16 protein-coding genes, 1 tRNA gene, 2 pseudogenes and 1 riboswitch are annotated in these 16,880 nt (G+C 41.4%); of the genes and pseudogenes, 11 read left to right on the plus strand and 8 right to left on the minus strand.

The window, feature by feature from the left end; genetic code table 11:
• The first annotated feature begins 336 nt into the window (after nucleotides 1–336).
• The 4 genes and pseudogenes from Q0502_RS17725 to Q0502_RS17740 all read left to right on the plus strand — a co-directional run bounded on the left by Q0502_RS17725 (nucleotide 337) and on the right by Q0502_RS17740 (nucleotide 5,588).
• A pseudogene (locus tag Q0502_RS17725) lies at nucleotides 337–888 on the plus strand (RNA polymerase sigma-70 factor).
• Between the two features lie 339 nt (nucleotides 889–1,227).
• Entirely contained in the window at nucleotides 1,228–2,196 is a 969-nt protein-coding gene (locus Q0502_RS17730; RefSeq protein WP_298653707.1) for a FecR family protein, read from the plus strand.
• Nucleotides 2,193–2,783: a hypothetical protein gene (locus Q0502_RS17735; RefSeq protein ID WP_298653708.1), complete on the plus strand. Its 591-nt coding sequence runs from the start codon at nucleotides 2,193–2,195 to the stop codon at nucleotides 2,781–2,783. The genes Q0502_RS17730 and Q0502_RS17735 overlap by 4 nt, the downstream gene beginning before the upstream one ends.
• Nucleotides 2,784–2,972: 189 nt before the next feature.
• On the plus strand, nucleotides 2,973–5,588 hold the full coding sequence (locus tag Q0502_RS17740; RefSeq protein WP_298653710.1) for a carboxypeptidase-like regulatory domain-containing protein: 2,616 nt from the start codon (nucleotides 2,973–2,975) through the stop codon (nucleotides 5,586–5,588).
• A 239-nt stretch (nucleotides 5,589–5,827) separates the two neighbouring features.
• On the opposite strand, the gene Q0502_RS17745 is transcribed toward Q0502_RS17740, so the two are convergent.
• From Q0502_RS17745 to Q0502_RS17770, 6 genes are all read right to left on the minus strand, one after another.
• Nucleotides 5,828–6,271: a cold-shock protein gene (locus tag Q0502_RS17745; RefSeq protein ID WP_298653711.1), complete on the minus strand. Its 444-nt coding sequence runs from the start codon at nucleotides 6,269–6,271 to the stop codon at nucleotides 5,828–5,830.
• Between the two features lie 47 nt (nucleotides 6,272–6,318).
• Complete coding sequence (locus Q0502_RS17750; protein ID WP_298653712.1) at nucleotides 6,319–7,434, minus strand: DEAD/DEAH box helicase; 1,116 nt, start codon at nucleotides 7,432–7,434, stop codon at nucleotides 6,319–6,321.
• Between the two features lie 317 nt (nucleotides 7,435–7,751).
• Nucleotides 7,752–8,114 (minus strand): antibiotic biosynthesis monooxygenase, encoded by a 363-nt coding sequence (locus Q0502_RS17755; RefSeq protein WP_298653713.1) that lies wholly within the window; start codon nucleotides 8,112–8,114, stop codon nucleotides 7,752–7,754.
• A 5-nt stretch (nucleotides 8,115–8,119) separates the two neighbouring features.
• The gene (locus Q0502_RS17760; RefSeq protein ID WP_298653714.1) at nucleotides 8,120–8,278 is read right to left on the minus strand and encodes a hypothetical protein; all 159 of its coding nucleotides are present in this window, start codon (nucleotides 8,276–8,278) and stop codon (nucleotides 8,120–8,122) included.
• A gap of 230 nt (nucleotides 8,279–8,508) precedes the next feature.
• Entirely contained in the window at nucleotides 8,509–9,285 is a 777-nt protein-coding gene (locus Q0502_RS17765) for a group II intron maturase-specific domain-containing protein (protein WP_366521817.1), read from the minus strand.
• Nucleotides 9,174–10,064, minus strand: coding sequence for a reverse transcriptase N-terminal domain-containing protein (locus tag Q0502_RS17770; protein WP_298653716.1), 891 nt, complete (start codon nucleotides 10,062–10,064; stop codon nucleotides 9,174–9,176). The genes Q0502_RS17765 and Q0502_RS17770 overlap by 112 nt, the downstream gene beginning before the upstream one ends.
• Before the next feature lie 723 nt (nucleotides 10,065–10,787).
• A riboswitch (TPP riboswitch) is annotated at nucleotides 10,788–10,885 on the plus strand.
• A 153-nt stretch (nucleotides 10,886–11,038) separates the two neighbouring features.
• On the opposite strand from Q0502_RS17770, the gene thiM reads away from it, so the two are divergent.
• The 5 genes from thiM to Q0502_RS17795 all read left to right on the plus strand — a co-directional run bounded on the left by thiM (nucleotide 11,039) and on the right by Q0502_RS17795 (nucleotide 14,268).
• Nucleotides 11,039–11,833 carry a hydroxyethylthiazole kinase gene (gene thiM, locus Q0502_RS17775; protein ID WP_298653717.1) on the plus strand — a complete coding sequence of 265 codons (795 nt, stop codon included), beginning with the start codon at nucleotides 11,039–11,041 and terminating at the stop codon, nucleotides 11,831–11,833.
• Complete coding sequence (gene thiE / locus Q0502_RS17780; RefSeq protein ID WP_298653718.1) at nucleotides 11,830–12,483, plus strand: thiamine phosphate synthase; 654 nt, start codon at nucleotides 11,830–11,832, stop codon at nucleotides 12,481–12,483. The genes thiM and thiE overlap by 4 nt, the downstream gene beginning before the upstream one ends.
• Before the next feature lie 68 nt (nucleotides 12,484–12,551).
• Nucleotides 12,552–13,205 (plus strand): thiaminase II, encoded by a 654-nt coding sequence (tenA, locus tag Q0502_RS17785; RefSeq protein ID WP_298653720.1) that lies wholly within the window; start codon nucleotides 12,552–12,554, stop codon nucleotides 13,203–13,205.
• Nucleotides 13,206–13,222: 17 nt separating this feature from the next.
• Nucleotides 13,223–14,035: a bifunctional hydroxymethylpyrimidine kinase/phosphomethylpyrimidine kinase gene (gene thiD, locus Q0502_RS17790; RefSeq protein ID WP_298653722.1), complete on the plus strand. Its 813-nt coding sequence runs from the start codon at nucleotides 13,223–13,225 to the stop codon at nucleotides 14,033–14,035.
• Between the two features lie 158 nt (nucleotides 14,036–14,193).
• A tRNA-Val gene (locus tag Q0502_RS17795) sits at nucleotides 14,194–14,268 on the plus strand.
• Between the two features lie 139 nt (nucleotides 14,269–14,407).
• Here Q0502_RS17795 and Q0502_RS17800 read toward each other — a convergent pair.
• Nucleotides 14,408–15,103: a Crp/Fnr family transcriptional regulator gene (locus Q0502_RS17800; protein ID WP_298653723.1), complete on the minus strand. Its 696-nt coding sequence runs from the start codon at nucleotides 15,101–15,103 to the stop codon at nucleotides 14,408–14,410.
• Nucleotides 15,104–15,269: 166 nt separating this feature from the next.
• Here Q0502_RS17800 and Q0502_RS17805 point away from each other — a divergent pair, with 166 nt between their 5' ends.
• Both Q0502_RS17805 and trxB read left to right on the plus strand, forming a co-directional pair.
• Nucleotides 15,270–15,620, plus strand: a complete 351-nt coding sequence (locus Q0502_RS17805; protein WP_298653724.1) for a thioredoxin family protein — start codon at nucleotides 15,270–15,272, stop codon at nucleotides 15,618–15,620.
• An 8-nt stretch (nucleotides 15,621–15,628) separates the two neighbouring features.
• A complete protein-coding gene (trxB, locus tag Q0502_RS17810; protein WP_298653726.1) occupies nucleotides 15,629–16,585 on the plus strand; it encodes a thioredoxin-disulfide reductase in 957 nt (318 codons plus the stop codon).
• 67 nt (nucleotides 16,586–16,652) lie between these two features.
• Here the strand turns inward: trxB and Q0502_RS19090 are convergent.
• Nucleotides 16,653–16,823 (minus strand): annotated as a pseudogene (locus Q0502_RS19090) (transposase); the annotation flags it as partial.
• Nucleotides 16,824–16,880: the final 57 nt, after the last annotated feature.

Here is a 16,880-nt window from a genome sequence, read left to right on the forward strand (position 1 = left end):
ATTTTTATTTCAAACGCCTCAAAGGAGACGGATATTTAAGTCAGATTAAATAAGAATCACAGTGATAATCAGTTATTTAAATAGTGATAGCCAGTTATTTAAATATTGTTCACAAAAAATATCCTCTGGTAATGGAGTGTATGAACAAGCTCAGGAATTCGGCTTGAAAATCCGGATCGTTAAAACGGATGGCAACATTCAAGCCGGTTATGAAACTGCAATCCCTCATAAAAAGAGATAATTACAATCCTGTTTTCTTAACATTTTCGAAAAGAAATTTTTTATCTAATAAATAATTAGTTCTTTTGTTGCTACATTATCGGATAGCATTGATTGATGGGCAATAATATTGACATAAAAACACTTGAAGCTTTGCGGGATGGAGATCATAAATCCTTTGAAGTTGTCTTTATCGCCTATTACAATAAGACAAAGGCTTTTATAAACGGATATATCAAATCCCAAGCCGATGCGGAAGAATTAGCCGAAGATCTGTTTGTAAACCTTTGAATCAATCGCCAGGCTATTGACACCTCTAAATCGTTTAATTCCTATCTGCACACCATTGCCCGAAATACAGCCATCAATTTTCTAAAGCACAAATACGTACAAGCAACATATCTCAACAATCTGCAAGAAGTTGAAAGCACTCCTTCTTCGGAAGAGGATCTCATCGCAAAGGAACTTGGATTATTGATTGATGAGATAGTGGAAAAAATGCCGGAACAACGGAAACAAATTTATATACTTAGCCGAAATAAGGGATTGAGTAATTCTGAAATCGCAGAACAGTTACGTACCACAAAAAGAACAGTAGAAAGTCAGTTAAGCCTTGCTTTAAAAGAAATCAGAAAAGCTATTTCCGTGTTCTTTACTACCCTACTTTAAAATATTTCCCAAAAAAACTTCAATTTCATTAGACTATTTCAATTTTTATTGCACTATTTCTACGCTCAACATAGTCAAAACAAGTTTTGTCTCTGTATTCACTTAACCAAATAGTTCTGGCTATGGCATAGGATATGCAAACTTATCTTATGCTCATTTAGCCTGACGAAATGGTTTAATAAATTTAGGCATTTTGAGTCGCCTTTGCTCCTCGATTGTTAATTCTCGCAACGGCATAATGCAAACAAGTTTGCCTCCTGCCCGTATTGCTTAACGAAAATGTTCATTTTCTTATTGAGGTTTCTGCCTTTTGCTTGTATATATAGTAAAAGCCACAGAATGAATAAAAATAGTATATCAAAAATCCTCAAACGGTTTTTATCAGAACGTTTTCCTGATGAAACAGAAGAAAAGGTTCAACGGTGGATAATTGAGGATAGGAATAATGAAGAAAAAGAACATGCTTCTTTTGAATACTGGAATGAATTGAAGAGTGAAATCAATCCGGACACCTATTCGGCTTTGGAACGTGTCAATGAAAGAATCGGCTACCCGCAACGAAAGAAAAATATTCCGTTATACAAAAAAGTATCCCATATAGCCGCTATCCTGATCCCTGTATTTTTGATCGCAGGTGGATACTTCTATTACACATCGGTAAAAAATATTCTTGTAGAGATCCATACAGCCTATGGAGAAGAAAAGCATGTATTCCTCCCTGATAGTTCCGAAATCTGGATAAATGCGGGAACCAATTTAAAATATCCGAAGAAGTTCAGAGATCAACGTATTGTTTATCTTGATGGAGAAGCTTATTTCTCCGTCAGAAAAGATCAATCGAAACCCTTTGTCGTGCAAACGGAAGATATATCTGTAAAAGTCCTCGGCACTCAATTTAATGTCAAAGCGTATCCAGAGGACGAGCGGGTAATTACGACCCTGGCCTCCGGAAAAGTCGAAATACATACGGGTACGAATAATCCTCGTGTTTTGAAGCCGAACGAACAATTAACCTACCATAAAAACACGTCGAAAATAAATATTACTGAAATTTCGACCGATGAGACTGATGCCTGGCGTAACGGACAGTTGATATTCAGCGATGCATCGTTGCCTGAAATCTTACAGGTATTGGAGAGGAAGTTTGATGTTTCCATATCGGACAACACTACCGTACCTGTATCGAAATTGTATACAGTCAAATTTTTAAAGAATGAAAATCTGGAAGAGATCCTTGGTATTCTTCAGGACATTGTCGGCTTTAGTTATCGAAACCAAGAGAATAAGATAATATTGTCAAAAGAATGAAACGTATGCAATATTGGCTTTATATTATAACCTGCTTGATGGTATCTGCTGCTGCATCCGCACAAGAATATAATGAGGTGGGTTTCTGGCTTGAGAAAATTGGTCCCTCTTCCAATGAATTTCAATCTCCGAATATAGAGAAATTTATGCCTGATCACGATTTATCGCAATTTTCTCTTGATATGAATTTTGAAAATAAGCTATTGGAATTACCCATCTTTAAACCATATACAAATACAATACTATTTGATAAATCTTTTATCTGGAAACCAATAGAAGGGATTACGCTGGAAAATAAGAGATACAATTACATGGATGTAGGCAAATCTTTCCCAAATGGGACTAAAGACCTTGATATTGAAATGAATTACAAACTAAACCGCAAATTATCGCTTGAATTTTCAGGATATTATAAGAAATATCCGGTAATGTCTCCGGCAGGATTTTACCAGTCTGAAATACAAACAAATTTATCCTACAATATAGCCAAAAATATCAAAATTAAAACCGGCATGCAATATGGATATAATCCCCTTACCAAACGTTGGGAAAATATGTATATGGCAGGTATAATAATCGATTTTTGAACACAGTTATAACAGAAAGAACCGGAAAGCAGCTTGAGACCCTCTCTCCGGTTCCGAACATTGAAATACATTCAACGGAACTATTCCGTTAAGAGAGAGCAGAACGAGTTTACTCGTTTTGCCGAACGCAGGAATAGTCTAATGTAATTGAATAGTCAAATGAAACATCAACAATACAAAAATAATAAAATGAATCGAATAAACTTTCCCGGATACCTTAACAAGGCCATTATTATTCTGTTTCTTTCCCTTCCTTATTATGGGAATGCCCAGAACCATAACAAAAAAATCACTATACAGGAACGAAATATTCCTATAAAGGCAGCCTTTTCCCTGATCGAACAACAAACAGATTACAGTATTGCCTATGAACAATCTATGCTGGACACGGAAAAACGAATTTCTCTGTCTCTGAAAAATGTGACGATTGAAAATGCTTTGACGCAGATATTGGAAGATACTCGAAACACATTCAAAATAAAAGGATATCATGTCATTATTTCCCCTGAAAACACGGAAAAAAGAGAAGATAATAAAAACAAACCGACACAGACAATTCGGGGAAGAGTGGTAGATTCCGACACCGGGATTCCAATAGAATTTGCATCGGTTTTATTGGAAAATACAGCGATTGGCAATACGACAGATAGTGTAGGCCGTTTCAGGATAAACCGGGTTCCGGTCGGAAGATACAATATCCGGATTTCATATATGGGGTATAAGACGAAGATTATTCCTGAAATACCGGTCAGTTCTTCCAAAGAAATAACATTGGAAATTTCTCTTGAGGAGGAAGTACAAAGATTGAATGAAGTAGTCATCCTACCCCAATTAAATAAAGACGCACCTTTAAATCCAATGGCATTGACAGGCGGACGGATGATCAGTATGGAAGAAGCCGGAAGGTTTGCTAACGGTTTTGATGATCCGGCCCGTTTAGTCGCCGCCTTTGCGGGAGTTGCCGGCGATGTAGGATCAAATGCGATTGCCATAAGAGGTAATTCTCCGCAATTTATCCAGTGGAAATTAGAAGGCGTGGAAATTCCCAATCCGACACATTTTGCGGACCTGATGGGACTGGGTGGAGGCTTTCTTTCCGCTCTCAGCAGTCAGATTATGGGAAACTCCGATTTTTATAACGGGGTCTTTCCCGCAGAATATAACAATGCATTATCGGGCGTTTTCGACATGTATATGAGAAACGGTAACAACCAGCAATATGAACATACCTTACAGGCCGGATTATTAGGCTTTGATTTAGCTTCGGAAGGCCCGATCAATAAAAAATACGGTAGTTCATACATTTTTAACTATCGTTTTTCCAATACGTCTTTAGCAACCGGAGGAGATACCCCTATGAAGTATCAGGATGTATCTTTCAAATTCAATTTTCCGACCCGGCAAGCAGGAACTTTCTCGATCTGGGGATTGGGGTTGCGTGACCGCTCCAAATTTGAGGCGGAAGATCGTGAAAAATGGGAAACTCAGGGAGACAGGCAAGCCGCGGAATATAAACTGGAAAAAATGGCCGGAGGATTCACTCATAAATATAAATTGAACGAAAGTACTAATATAAAATCTTCCATAGCGGCCACTTATTCACAAGATCATAGTGATGTGGATCAACATACGAAAACCGGCCAATCAATAATAGAGGTAGCTGATATTCTGAATCGTAAATGGGATATTGTATTCAGTAGCTATATAAATAAAAAGATAAATGCCCGGCATACCAATCGCACAGGTATTACATTTACAGGGTTGTTATATGATCTGGATTATAAGGTCAGTCCTGATTTCGGATTAGATAAGCCGATGGAACGGATTTCAGAAGGAAGCGGAAAAAGTAGTGTATTCTCCGCATTCAGTTCTTCTATTATAGATATCAATGATCGTTTGACGGCAAGTGTAGGTCTTACCACGCAATTTTTCACTTTAAATGATAATTGGACTTTAGAACCCCGTTTGGCACTAAAATGGAATATAAAACCCCGGCATTCGTTTGCGGTTTCTTATGGAATGTATAGCAGAAGGGAAAAGCTGGACTATTATTTTGTGGAAAGGCAGATCAATAACGTGACCGAATCGAATAGATATCTCGACTTTTCACGTTCTCATCATTTCGGGTTGACGTATGACTGGAAAATAGCTCCATTGCTTCATCTGAAGATAGAACCTTATTATCAGTATTTATACAATATCCCGATTGAAAAAGGAACGCCGTTTTCTGTCATCAATCATCAGGCATTTTATCTCGACAAAATACTTGTCAATGAGGGTAAAGGACGAAATTACGGTGTGGACGTTACATTGGAAAAATATATGAATAATGGATTTTATTATATGATGACAGGTTCCCTGTTTAAATCAAAGTATATGGGTAGTGATGGTATTTGGCGGAATACACGCCTGGATAGAGGATACCTCTTCAATTTTCTTTCCGGAAAAGAGTGGTTGGTTGGAAGACGGCGCCAGAATATATTCAATCTGAATGTTCGTCTGTTTTTTCAGGGAGGTGACAGATACACTCCTATAGATGAAGAAAAAAGTAAAGAGATAAAAGATATTGTATTTGATGAAACAAAGGCTTTTATTGAAAAATTCAATCCCGCGATCAATGGAGATGTATCTGTTAGTTACAAAATAAACAAGAAAAAGTTATCGCATGAATTCTCTTTGAAAGTATTGAATATCGGGGGTTACACGGGAGCGCATTTTTATCAATATAATGAAAATACTGACCAGGTGAAAAAGGAAAAAGGATTTGGCATAATACCGAATATCAGTTACAAGATAGAGTTTTGAGAACTTCCGGAAATACATAATTATATTTGACGAGACTTAATATGGCTTATACCCAATAACTTATTAATTTTGCACTTACGAACTTAATCAAAAACTCATTGAGTACTTAAGAGACAATCGCAAATTTAAACTACTGCAAATCAAAATCCCAAAGGGATGTCCATTATAAATTATCGGACAAGCACTGAACAAGTACCGTACAAATCACCGAACACATACGGCACATGTTCAGTTATCCTTTAATCCTTGAGGACAATATTAACGGCGTTCATGCCTTTTTTACCACGCTCCAACTCAAATGTAACCTTATCTCCTTCCTCGATAGAGGCAGGAGCACTGGTGATATGGAAGAAATATTTATCCATATTGGCTGCATTCTTGATAAACCCGTATCCTTTATCAGGATTGAAATATTCCACACGCCCTTTGAGTTCGGGTTCCTCCACTTCCTCCTTTTTAGGAGTGGATACCTCTATATTGTCAATGTCGATTTTCCGTTTTTTTACCGGATCGGGCGGAGTGTTGGTAATAACTCCGTTTTCATCCACATAAGCAATCATATCGTCCAATGAGCCGGAGCCCGCATTGGCTTTACGTTCTTCTTTGCGTTTCTGTTTCTCTAATCGTTTTTCCTGTTTTTTCTTTTCTATGTCTCTTTTGTTATACGAGATTGATTTAGCCATATTTATACCTGAAATATTTTTGTTTTTATTTATTGAATACTTTTTGTTCAGCTTGCCACCACAAGGGTTTTTCCTGTCAGCTTCTGGATGTCTTTTAACATATCCCTCTCTTCATCGGCACAGAATGTCAACGCAGTACCTGTATTCCCTGCCCTACCCGTGCGTCCGATTCGGTGCACATAAGTTTCGGCTACATCTGGAAGATCATAATTGATGACCAGCTCCAGGTTATTGATATCGATTCCCCTGGCTGCAATATCCGTTGCGATGAGGGTCTGTATTTTGTGCGATTTAAAATCAGACAGCGCCTGTTGCCTGGCATTCTGCGATTTATTTCCATGAATGGCTGCACTGCCTATTCCGGACTTACTGAGTATCCGCGCGATCTTATCCGCTCCATGTTTAGTGCGGGAAAATATCAGTACCGATTTCTTTTTATCTTTTTTCAGCAGATTTATCAGCAGGTCCTTTTTCTCCGGTTTTTCTACGAAATAGATATATTGCTCTATGGTATCTACCACCGATGATACTGGGGCCACTTCTACCCTAACCGGATTATGCAGGATAGAGCGTGAAAGGGCCACTATAGACGAAGGCATGGTGGCCGAAAAGAAAAGGGTTTGCTTTTCTTTTGGAAGTTGGGGTAGCAACCGTTTGATGTCATGAATAAATCCCATGTCCAGCATACGGTCGGCTTCATCCAGCACAAAATGACGGATGGCATGTAAACTGATAATCCTTTGGTTCATCAGATCGAGCAAACGTCCCGGAGTAGCCACTAATATATCTATTCCCCGTTTCAGTTCATTTACCTGGGCATTTTGCTTCACCCCTCCGTAAATTACACAATGGCGGATACCTGTATAGGGAGTATAATCACTCAGGCTCTCGTTGATTTGTATGGCCAGTTCCCGGGTCGGTGTTAATATCAACGCCCTTATCTCCCTTTTCCTACCGTAAGATTTATTCAAATATAATTGTTGTATGATAGGGAGTGCAAAAGCAGCGGTCTTACCCGTTCCGGTTTGTGCCAATCCTAAGATATCACGATTATCAAGAGCAGGGGCAATAGCCTGTTGTTGTATTGGTGTGGGAATTGTATGTCCTTTTTCGTTCAGAGCCCTCAATACCGGCTCTATAATAGTTAATTCTTTAAATGTCATGTTTTAATATTAAACAAGATGTGCCACTATAAACTGTATTACACATTCCTGTAACTGATTGATAACTTAAACAAAAAAGTTGATTTTGATGTCGATTCCGGCGATGGGAAGATCCGCGAAACAAGTGGCGGAGCAAAACATTGAGAAGAAGATCCAATATTAACTTAATTGCTAATGGGTGCAAAGATACGAAAATAAATTGGTTTATCACGTATTATTTAATTCGCCTTGAAATTATACACAGATTTGATCACCTCAATATCGACGGTACCGCGCATGGATCGAGAATGATGATCGACGAATGTGTAGGGATCACCTTATTCCGCATTTAATGTGGCTACTAATTCAAAATCTTCAAAAGTCATATTTAAAGATTTGCGATCTATTTGGGGTTTCCCTGCATTTTTCCGCTGTTTATTCCTCTCTTTATGCATTTTTTCATGTTCTCTGCTCGTATGCCATTTCTTCAAAGAATCTTTATCTTTCCAGTAATACACTACTTTTATAATATCAACATCTTGCGCCTCCCTGTTAACCAACACTTCACGACGGATAAACCCTTCTGCCCTGTTGACTGGCGAAGGGGCGGAAAATTCCTCTATCAGGGATCCTGAAATATCTTTTCCGACTTTCATATTACGCGAAACTACATACATGACCGTTTGATTTAAATTGTTCACTAAAACTAATCGTTTTTGTTACGGACAAGCTTGTATAGTATCCCTTTAAGATTATCCCAGCAGGTATTTTCTTTATTAATAGTCTGAACCAAAATATCCTGTTCGTCCATAGGGATGCTTAAAAGCCTGAAAATATCCAATATCTCTTCTTCCGCTACCTTCAAACAATGCAGCCTTGTCTTATATTCAGAATGTTTTCTGCAATTATAGCATACTGTATTTATATAATGGATCATTGCCGTAATTTATTAAGTAGGTCGGCGGGGTCGCCCCCGCTTTCCCCTTTAAGAACCGTACGTGCGAGTTTCCCCGCATACGGCTCAAGTGTTACAAAATTTAATTCTCACGAAATTAAACCGGTTCATTGACTTTTGCAAGCCTTTATCCGATAAAGTTACACATTCCGTGTGGCGAACCGCAGTCTGGCCGACTGCCTTTTATCAAAATATTCATACCAGTCCCCATCAAACGGGTTTGCCTCCATTTTGATTTTCAGGTGTCGTGTAATCGGGATGTCCGCAAGTTTCCTTAGGGTGTAAGTTTTCTTGCCCCCGTCCTTTTCCACTGTCTGTGCAAATACCCATTTACGGTTTCCCTCTGTCTGGAAGTATTTGTTTTTCACCCATTCACGGGACTTGTCGGTGTGGCGCCTGAATGCCCAACGCTTGAGCTGCAACACCAGCACATGGTCGATTGCCGCAAAAATATCCTTCGATACCACATGTTTGAAGTAGTTTCCCCATCCGGTGATAACAGGATTGAGCAGTCCAATGAGTTGCCCTTGCGTTGCCGACTTGTTGCCGGATATTATTCCATGCAGCTTTTCGCCTATCTTCCTGCGGCTCTTTTTCGAGGGTTTAATCAGTAGTTTCCCGTTGTACTTCCGGATATTGAACCCCAGAAAGTCGAAGCCTTCACAGATATGGGTTACCAGTGTTTTCTCTTCGGAGAGGGACAGTCCCCTTTGGGTAAGAAAGTCCGTGATAAGGGGTTTTATTTCCTCGAGCAGTCCCTTACTTCCTGCCGTGACCACAAAATCATCGGCATAACGTATCAGGTTTACTTTCGGAAAATAGAATTTCCCTTTTCCCATGTAACGTTTTTGATAACGTTCCCTGAGCATCCTTTCCATCCCGTCGAGGGTTGCGTTGGCAAGGGTCGGGGAGATGATGCCGCCTTGTGGTGTCCCTTCCTTCGTGGGGTGAGTATTTTGTTAAATACTACTCCCGACTTGAGCCATTTTTTGAGTATTGACTTGTCGATTTGTACATTATCTTCAAGCCACCCGTGGCTTATATGGTCGAAACACCCCTTGATATCCCCCTCCAGTATCCATTCAGGGGAACACTCCCTGCTTAGTAGCCTGTGCAGTGCGTCTATGGCATCCGCCGTACTGCGCTTCCTTCGGAAACCGTAGGAGTTGCCGTCGGCCGTTGTCTCGGTTACCGGTTCGAGCGCCATCAGGTATAAAGCCTGCATGGCCCTGTCGTGCATGGTGGGTATCCCCAGCGGTCGCTGTTTCCCGTTGCTTTTCTCGATAAACACTCTCTTTAGAGGTTTTGGCCTGTATCCCCTACGCTTAAGGGAGCCCGCCGCCTTTAATTTTGACGCGGGGGTCGTCCATTTAATGTTGTCCACTCCCGCTGTTCGCTTTCCTTTATTGGATGTCACCCTTCTTACGGCCAATGCCTTGGCCTCGAAAGAGGTGACCAGGAGGTGCTGCAGGGCTTTCACCTTGCCCAACCTTCCTTCTTTTTGAGCCTTTACAATCCTTGCCTGGAGCTTTCCCACACGGCGTTCGCATTTATGCCAGTCCATGGCAGTCCATGCTGTGACCCTGCGTGAAGGCGCACACTTTGTTTTCACTCCGCTCCTTTGCTGTTCCTCCATCCTGAAAGTTCTCCGGCTTTCCTGTAACGTAACACCATGCGGAAGTCTGCCTGCTTTCACAACGGGATAATCTTGCAACCCCTATCTTCCCCGTTACAGGGAAACGTTCGCTTTTTCCGCAATCTCATACCCCCGTCCCCGTCGGCTTTCCTTGCGGTCGGCTTTCCCCGTATTAAAGGGGAAGGATAAGGGCTTACCAAGTTCCGGCTAAATAACAACCCACGGGTTAGGACCCACCCATCTACCGGCAGCGCTTCGTCCGTGTAACCTTAAAACAAAGAAGGTTATCCGGCTGCCACCTTTTGGTCAAGGCTTACCAACACCTTTAGCCTTTTCTTTGTAACGATAGTGCAGTGGTTCACATATGTTGTCCATACCGCAGAGCCTTGCCCCTTAACCGCATGATGTTGGCGGCAGTTGTATCCCCTCACGGTTCGCTCTCCTGTTGTCCACAGGGGCTTTGTCAAGGAAGCTTCACACCACAACGTTACCCCTGTCGCATGTTCCTTTAGGCTACTATTAACGGAATAATAGGTTCAGTCTCGCTCGCTGAACAGTTATTTAGTCGACTTCTTGTCGCACCTATTAATACAAAGTTAGTATCTTGCGACCTGTTATACAATACCCAAAAATAATGATTTTTAGAAGTCAATTTGTGTTTTTTGGTGATAATAAATAGGTACTTATATTTGGTTCTCTGTTGAACATGGAGAGAATATGAATGAAACTGTTCTTTTTACTTACAAAACTCATGTTATTCATAATTTATATGTATTTTTGTGATATCTCTGTTAGGGGTGTTCTTTTTATAAGAGCTGAGATCAAACCCTTGAACCTGATATGTTGTAATTGACATCGTAGGGAAACGGAAGTTTAAGAAGATTACATTCATATAGTATTCATCGTTGCCGTTTCATCAATATGAAGCGGCTTTTTTTATTATTGAAAATGGATAAGGGTTTCGGTAATAACCTGTTTCCGGGTATGACAGCGGTGATTATGTAGCAATTTGCGGATTTAAAAAATAAATTAAGATGATAAATATTGACTATCTGGTCCGGGACTTGAGTCTCGTAAGAGAAAGATCCCCTCTCGTACATAATATAACCAATTATGTCGCGATGAATAATTCTGCAAATGCGCTGCTGGCAGTAGGAGCCTCGCCGGTAATGGCGCATTCGTTGGATGAAGTTGCCGAAATGGCCGGTATAGCTTCTTCGTTGGTGATCAATATAGGCACCCTTGAAGCCGAATGGGTAAAAGCCATGTTGATTGCAGGCAAAACGGCATTGGATAAGCATATTCCGGTTGTCTTCGATCCTGTGGGTGCCGGGGCGACATCGTACCGGTCGGAGGTATGCACGCAAATCATAGAAGAGTGCAAGCCTTCGGTCATCCGCGGCAATGCTTCGGAAATAATCGCCTTATTCAATGCCGGCGCGAAGACCAAAGGTGTTGACAGTACGAATACTTCGGAGGCCGCTTTACATCCGGCGAAAGCTTTGGCCGGCGAATCCGGATCAATCGTGGTCATCAGCGGGGAAACGGATTACATCACAGACGGAAGCACCGTCGAGATCGTAAGGAACGGGAACCCGATGATGGCAAAGGTAACGGGTATGGGGTGCACGGCATCTGCTATCGTAGGTGCTTTCATCGCCGTCAACCCGAACTTCCTCGAAGCAGCCACCCACGCTATGTTTATCATGGGCATCGCCGGAGAGATCGCAGCAAGGTCGTCGAAAGGGAACGGCAGTTTGCAGATAAACTTTCTGGATACGCTTTTCAATATCGACGAAGAAAGTATAAGGAAGAATATCAGGTTATGAAGCACTTTGACCTAAGCCTGTATCTGGTTACCGACCGTTCATTGTCGTTGGGCAAGCCCCTGGAATATATCGTGGAAGAGGCGGTAAAAGGAGGGGTCAGTATGGTACAACTCCGGGAAAAGAACTGTTCTTCAAGAGAATTTTACCGGCAGGCTGCTACAATCAAAGCGTGCCTGAAGCCTTATCATATTCCGTTGATCATCAATGACCGGTTAGACATAGCGCTTGCCTGCGATGCGGAAGGATTACATATCGGCCAGACCGATCTTCCCTATAAAGTGGCGCGGAAAATATTAGGAAAGAACAAAATAATAGGCTTGTCCGTTGAAAATATACAGGATGCGCTGGATGCCAATAAGCTGGATGTGGATTATATCGGGATATCTCCTGTTTTCAGTACTCCGACCAAGACAGATACGGCGATGGAGTTAGGTCTGGCGGGCATTCGCGAGATCTCTCTCCTATCGAAACATCCCAGTGTCGGTATCGGCGGTATCAATATCAACAATGCCCGGGAGATTATACAAGCCGGCGCAGACGGCATTGCCGTTGTTTCGGCCATTATGTCGGCGGAAGATCCCCGATTAGCAGCATCACGGCTGTCGGATATCGTAAACCAAACTAAACTAAAAACTAAAAGTGAAAAGTGAAGAATATTGGTTCGAAAATCATTGAATCTATAGTATTCTATAGACCAAAATAAAAAGACAAAAAACGTATGAAGTGGAGCGAAAAAACATGGCAATCAATAGAACCCGTTTATGATAGGATATTAGCACTTCCGTTCATCAAAGAGTTGATCAATGGAACATTATCAAAGGAGACGTTCATCTTTTACATTCAGCAAGACGCTATTTATCTGTCGGATTATGGGAAAGTATTGACCGGGATCGCATCAAAATTAGATGATCCCCGGCATATTGAAGCTTTCATCCATTTTGCAAGCGATGTTCTGGATGTCGAAAAAGCATTGCACAGGTCCTTTATTCAGGAATTGAAGAACAGTGGATCGATAGGACCGTCACCAAGTTGTCTGTTATATACCTCTTTTCTTCATAAACAACTGGCCAATGCATCCATAGAAGAGGCGTTGGCTACGGTACTGCCTTGTTTCTGGATCTATAAGGAAGTGGGTGATTATATATTGGAGAATCAGACAAAAGAAAATAATCCGTACCAAAGCTGGATAGATACCTATGGGGGTGAAGATTTTGAAAGATCGGTATTCTCAGCCATAGCCATCTGCGATGAAATCGCGGAACAATGTACCGAAAGCCGGCAACAGGCTATGACCGAAGCTTTTATCATAAGCGCTAAACTTGAATGGATTTTCTGGGATAGCGCATACAGGCAGGAACAATGGCCGGTTTAATTTTAAAAGAATAATAAATGAAGAAGCAGTATAAAAGGGCCTTGTCCATTGCAGGGAGTGACCCCAGTGGAGGCGCAGGAATCCAGGCCGATCTTAAGACATTCTCCGCCTGCGGATGTTATGGTGCAACGGTAATTGTAGCCGTAGTAGATGAAAATACAGTGGGTGTAACCGGTGTGCACCCCGTCCCTGTACCGTTTGTTGTGGGACAGATCCGTTCTGTGCTGGATGATATCGGTACGGATGCGATCAAAATTGGGATGCTCCATTCGTCCGAACTCATCCGGTCGGTGAAAGACACATTGTCTGGGTATGCCATTAAGGACATTGTGTTGGATCCGGTGATGGTTGCCACATCCGGCGATAAGTTACTACAGGACGAAGCCATCAGCACATTGAAAGAAGAATTGATACCTTATGTACGCGTCATAACGCCCAATATTCCTGAGGCGGAAATATTACTGGGGAAAAATATCCGGTCCCAGAAGGAATTACCGCTGGTGGTAAAAGACCTGTCTTTCGGCCGTTCCGTGTCGGTCTTGTTAAAAGCCGGTCATCTGACGGAAGATGAATTGACGGATGTGTTCTACAATGCCGAAACCGATGAGATGATGATGCTGATTTCCAAACGTATTACCACTAAAAATACCCATGGAACAGGTTGCACTTTATCTTCCGCTATTGCCGCCTTTCTGGCTCACGGGCTACCGCTCACTGATGCCGTAAGGGAAGCGAAAAATTATATAGACCGCGCCATTATGGCCGGCGCTGAATATGAAATCGGCAAAGGACATGGCCCCGTCCATCATTTTTTTGATTTCTGGAGGTAAATAATGACATTTACGGTAGAGAGACCGATTTAATCTTTCACTGGATTCAAGAAAAGCGCTTGAATATTATAAGATCGGACGTTTAGGTAACGAAAGTGAATATTTTTTCTCTTAGAATATAGTGAACATATCATATTTTTCCGTATTTTTGCGGCGCTGAATTGTTAGCTCAGCTGGTTTAGAGCGCTGCCTTGACAGGGCAGAGGTCGCCGGTTCGAATCCGGCACAATTCACTGATAGAGCGAATTCATTGAAATATAAGAAGCCATATTATCCATAATTATTCAAATAATTAATAATGAGGCATCAACACAAAATTAATAATTATAATGGATTATAGTATAATTTCCAGCTGAAGCGTGTATGGTGCGATCATCCTCTTTTGCTTATTTCAGTCAACACCCCGTAATTAATAATCGAGATATCTTTTTCATTCAGTAATATCAATCCGTCCTTTTCAAAGTTTTTCAACAGTTTGACAGCGCTTTCGGTAGAAGTGCCGGCAAAGTTGGCAATATCCCTTCGCGAGAGGAGTTGGAAAATTTCAGGATATTCCTTTTTAAATCCGTCGATATACAACAAAGCAGTAGCCATACGGCCGTTTATCTGCTTATAAATTACGGTATGCAGGGTCTCCAATAAGTCTGCATTCTGTTCGCAGTATCTTTTTATGATATTGAATCCGAACATACCGTTTTGCTTTACCACCCCGGCAATGGCTTCTTTTTCCACAAGGAAAGCCCTGCAATCGGTCAAGGCTACCGACGAATAGTTAAACGTATTGCGGATAAAAACGGATGACAATCCTGCGAATTCTCCCGGACGAATGATTCTTAAGTTAAAACTTTTAGAAGCATCGCCTTCGATATATTGCTTAGCCAAACCGTCAATAATAAAAAGTACATACGAAGCGAAAGCGCCTTGTTTGGTCAAGTTGTCTCCTTTCCGGAACAATACTTGCGTTTTGCTTCTCTGTACCAATTCAATTTCTTCGGGCGACAGCATTTGAAAACACGGGGCCTGAATATCGCATACAAAATCATTGTCGTTTTCTAATATCGTCTTCATTCCGGTAGATAAAAATTTACGGATACAAAGTTAAGCTTTCTCAATAAAAAAGCTATCTAATCTCAATCTGGATATTGTCCTGCAAGGCCGCAAATTCCTTTATTTATTACATTGGGTGCTGTAATTTTGCATCGTCAAATATAAACGGATTAATATTATTAAAATTATGTTGTACACAAATTTAAATCACATTGAAACAGCTGCGGATCATGCTAAGATCATCAGCGAAAACGAAAACGTAATGGTTATATGCGGACGTATGGGACCTATGTGTATTCCGGTGTATGGAATTGCTGAAGAGTTGGAAGAAGAATATCCACATGTAAAGTTCTACGACATGGAATTCGATAATCCTGAAGCGCATGTGATCCGTCATCTGCCCGAAGTAAGGGGATTTATGGGGATCCCTTTTACAATCTACTATAAGAACGGCAAGGTGGTAAAAGCGACTTCCAGCATTCAGAGCAGAGAACAGGTAACCGCGATATTGGATAAAGAGTTCGGTAAAAATAACTGATTGAGATTATGAATGCAGTGAATCATTATGATGCAATTGTAATAGGGGGAGGTCCCGCCGGACTTACGGCGGGTATTTACCTGTCGCGTGCGAGACTCCGGACGCTCATTGTCAACGAAGGTACGGTGGGAGGCCAAATGGTACTTACCCATGAAATAGCCAATTACCCCGGGGTGGAGAGTATCAGCGGCTATCAACTTGCCAATATGATGAAAAAACAGGCAAAAACCTTTGGATGTGATATTCGGGCCAATGTGATAATTTCCGGATTGGAATTAACCGGGGAGACCAAAAGTCTGACACTTTCCGACGGCAGCAGCTACACTTCCGACAGTGTCATCCTTGCTACGGGCGGTCGTTCGCGAACGTTAGGCGTATCCGGGGAAGATACTTTTAAAGGTAAAGGGATCTCATATTGCGCCACTTGCGATGGAGATTTCTTTACCAACAAAGAAATTGTTGTGCTGGGAGGCGGTAATTCGGCGCTCGAAGAGGCGGTGTCCCTTACCAAATACGCTGCAAAAGTAAGCATCGTGCATCAATTCGATCATTTTCAGGCTTTCGAACATGCTGTGGAAGAAGCCCGCAACAATCCGAAAATAGATTTCATATTAGAGTCCTCCATTACGGCTTTCTATGGGAACGAAAAGCTGGAAAGCATTGATATAAAAAACCTTAATACGGGCGGAATAACCCGTTTTAAAACCGACGGAGTATTTATCTTTATCGGTTATATGCCCAACACGGAGTTTCTGAAAGGCAAGGTCGAACTCAACCAATGGGGAGAAATACCGGTAAGGCCGGATATGTCCACCAACATCGAAGGAGTATATGCCGCAGGAGACAGCATTACCAAGCGTTTCCGCCAGGTTGCCACAGCGGTGGGAGACGGGACTGTGGCAGCGCTTAGTGCGTCTGCCTATTTGCACGATTTGAAAACAAAGAAACAATTCATTCCGGCATAATATGAAGACAATTATAATTATTATCGGATTATTCGTGCTGGCTTTTATTATTTATGCGAATCAGTATTTAAAAAATTAGATAAATGAATGCGAGGGCAATTTTGCCCATCGTATGTACAAGTAGTCCTTTTGTGGATCTTACTTTTTGCGCTCTTTGAATAGTTGTTTTTTCATTCAGCCAGTTGAAGAATGATTCTATGGGTTGTCTGACTTTGGAAACGGCCGTGGAGAACAAGTCATTTGTCTCCAAAGATTACGGTATCGCAGATATGATCACCCCAGACCTGTTTAAAAG

The sequence above is a fragment of the uncultured Proteiniphilum sp. genome, assembly GCF_937873925.1.
Taxonomy (GTDB): domain Bacteria; phylum Bacteroidota; class Bacteroidia; order Bacteroidales; family Dysgonomonadaceae; genus Proteiniphilum.

Coding starts and splice junctions, on each gene's coding strand:
- thiM (WP_298653717.1), top strand. CDS start 11,039: ATGATAAATATTGACTATCTGGTCCGGGACTTGAGTCTCGTAAGAGAA.
- Q0502_RS17735 (WP_298653708.1), top strand. CDS start 2,193: ATGAAACGTATGCAATATTGGCTTTATATTATAACCTGCTTGATGGTA.
- thiE (WP_298653718.1), top strand. CDS start 11,830: ATGAAGCACTTTGACCTAAGCCTGTATCTGGTTACCGACCGTTCATTG.
- trxB (WP_298653726.1), top strand. CDS start 15,629: ATGAATGCAGTGAATCATTATGATGCAATTGTAATAGGGGGAGGTCCC.
- Q0502_RS17730 (WP_298653707.1), top strand. CDS start 1,228: ATGAATAAAAATAGTATATCAAAAATCCTCAAACGGTTTTTATCAGAA.
- Q0502_RS17800 (WP_298653723.1), bottom strand. CDS start 15,103: ATGAAGACGATATTAGAAAACGACAATGATTTTGTATGCGATATTCAG.
- Q0502_RS17750 (WP_298653712.1), bottom strand. CDS start 7,434: ATGACATTTAAAGAATTAACTATTATAGAGCCGGTATTGAGGGCTCTG.
- Q0502_RS17805 (WP_298653724.1), top strand. CDS start 15,270: ATGTTGTACACAAATTTAAATCACATTGAAACAGCTGCGGATCATGCT.
- Q0502_RS17745 (WP_298653711.1), bottom strand. CDS start 6,271: ATGGCTAAATCAATCTCGTATAACAAAAGAGACATAGAAAAGAAAAAA.
- tenA (WP_298653720.1), top strand. CDS start 12,552: ATGAAGTGGAGCGAAAAAACATGGCAATCAATAGAACCCGTTTATGAT.
- Q0502_RS17740 (WP_298653710.1), top strand. CDS start 2,973: ATGAATCGAATAAACTTTCCCGGATACCTTAACAAGGCCATTATTATT.
- thiD (WP_298653722.1), top strand. CDS start 13,223: ATGAAGAAGCAGTATAAAAGGGCCTTGTCCATTGCAGGGAGTGACCCC.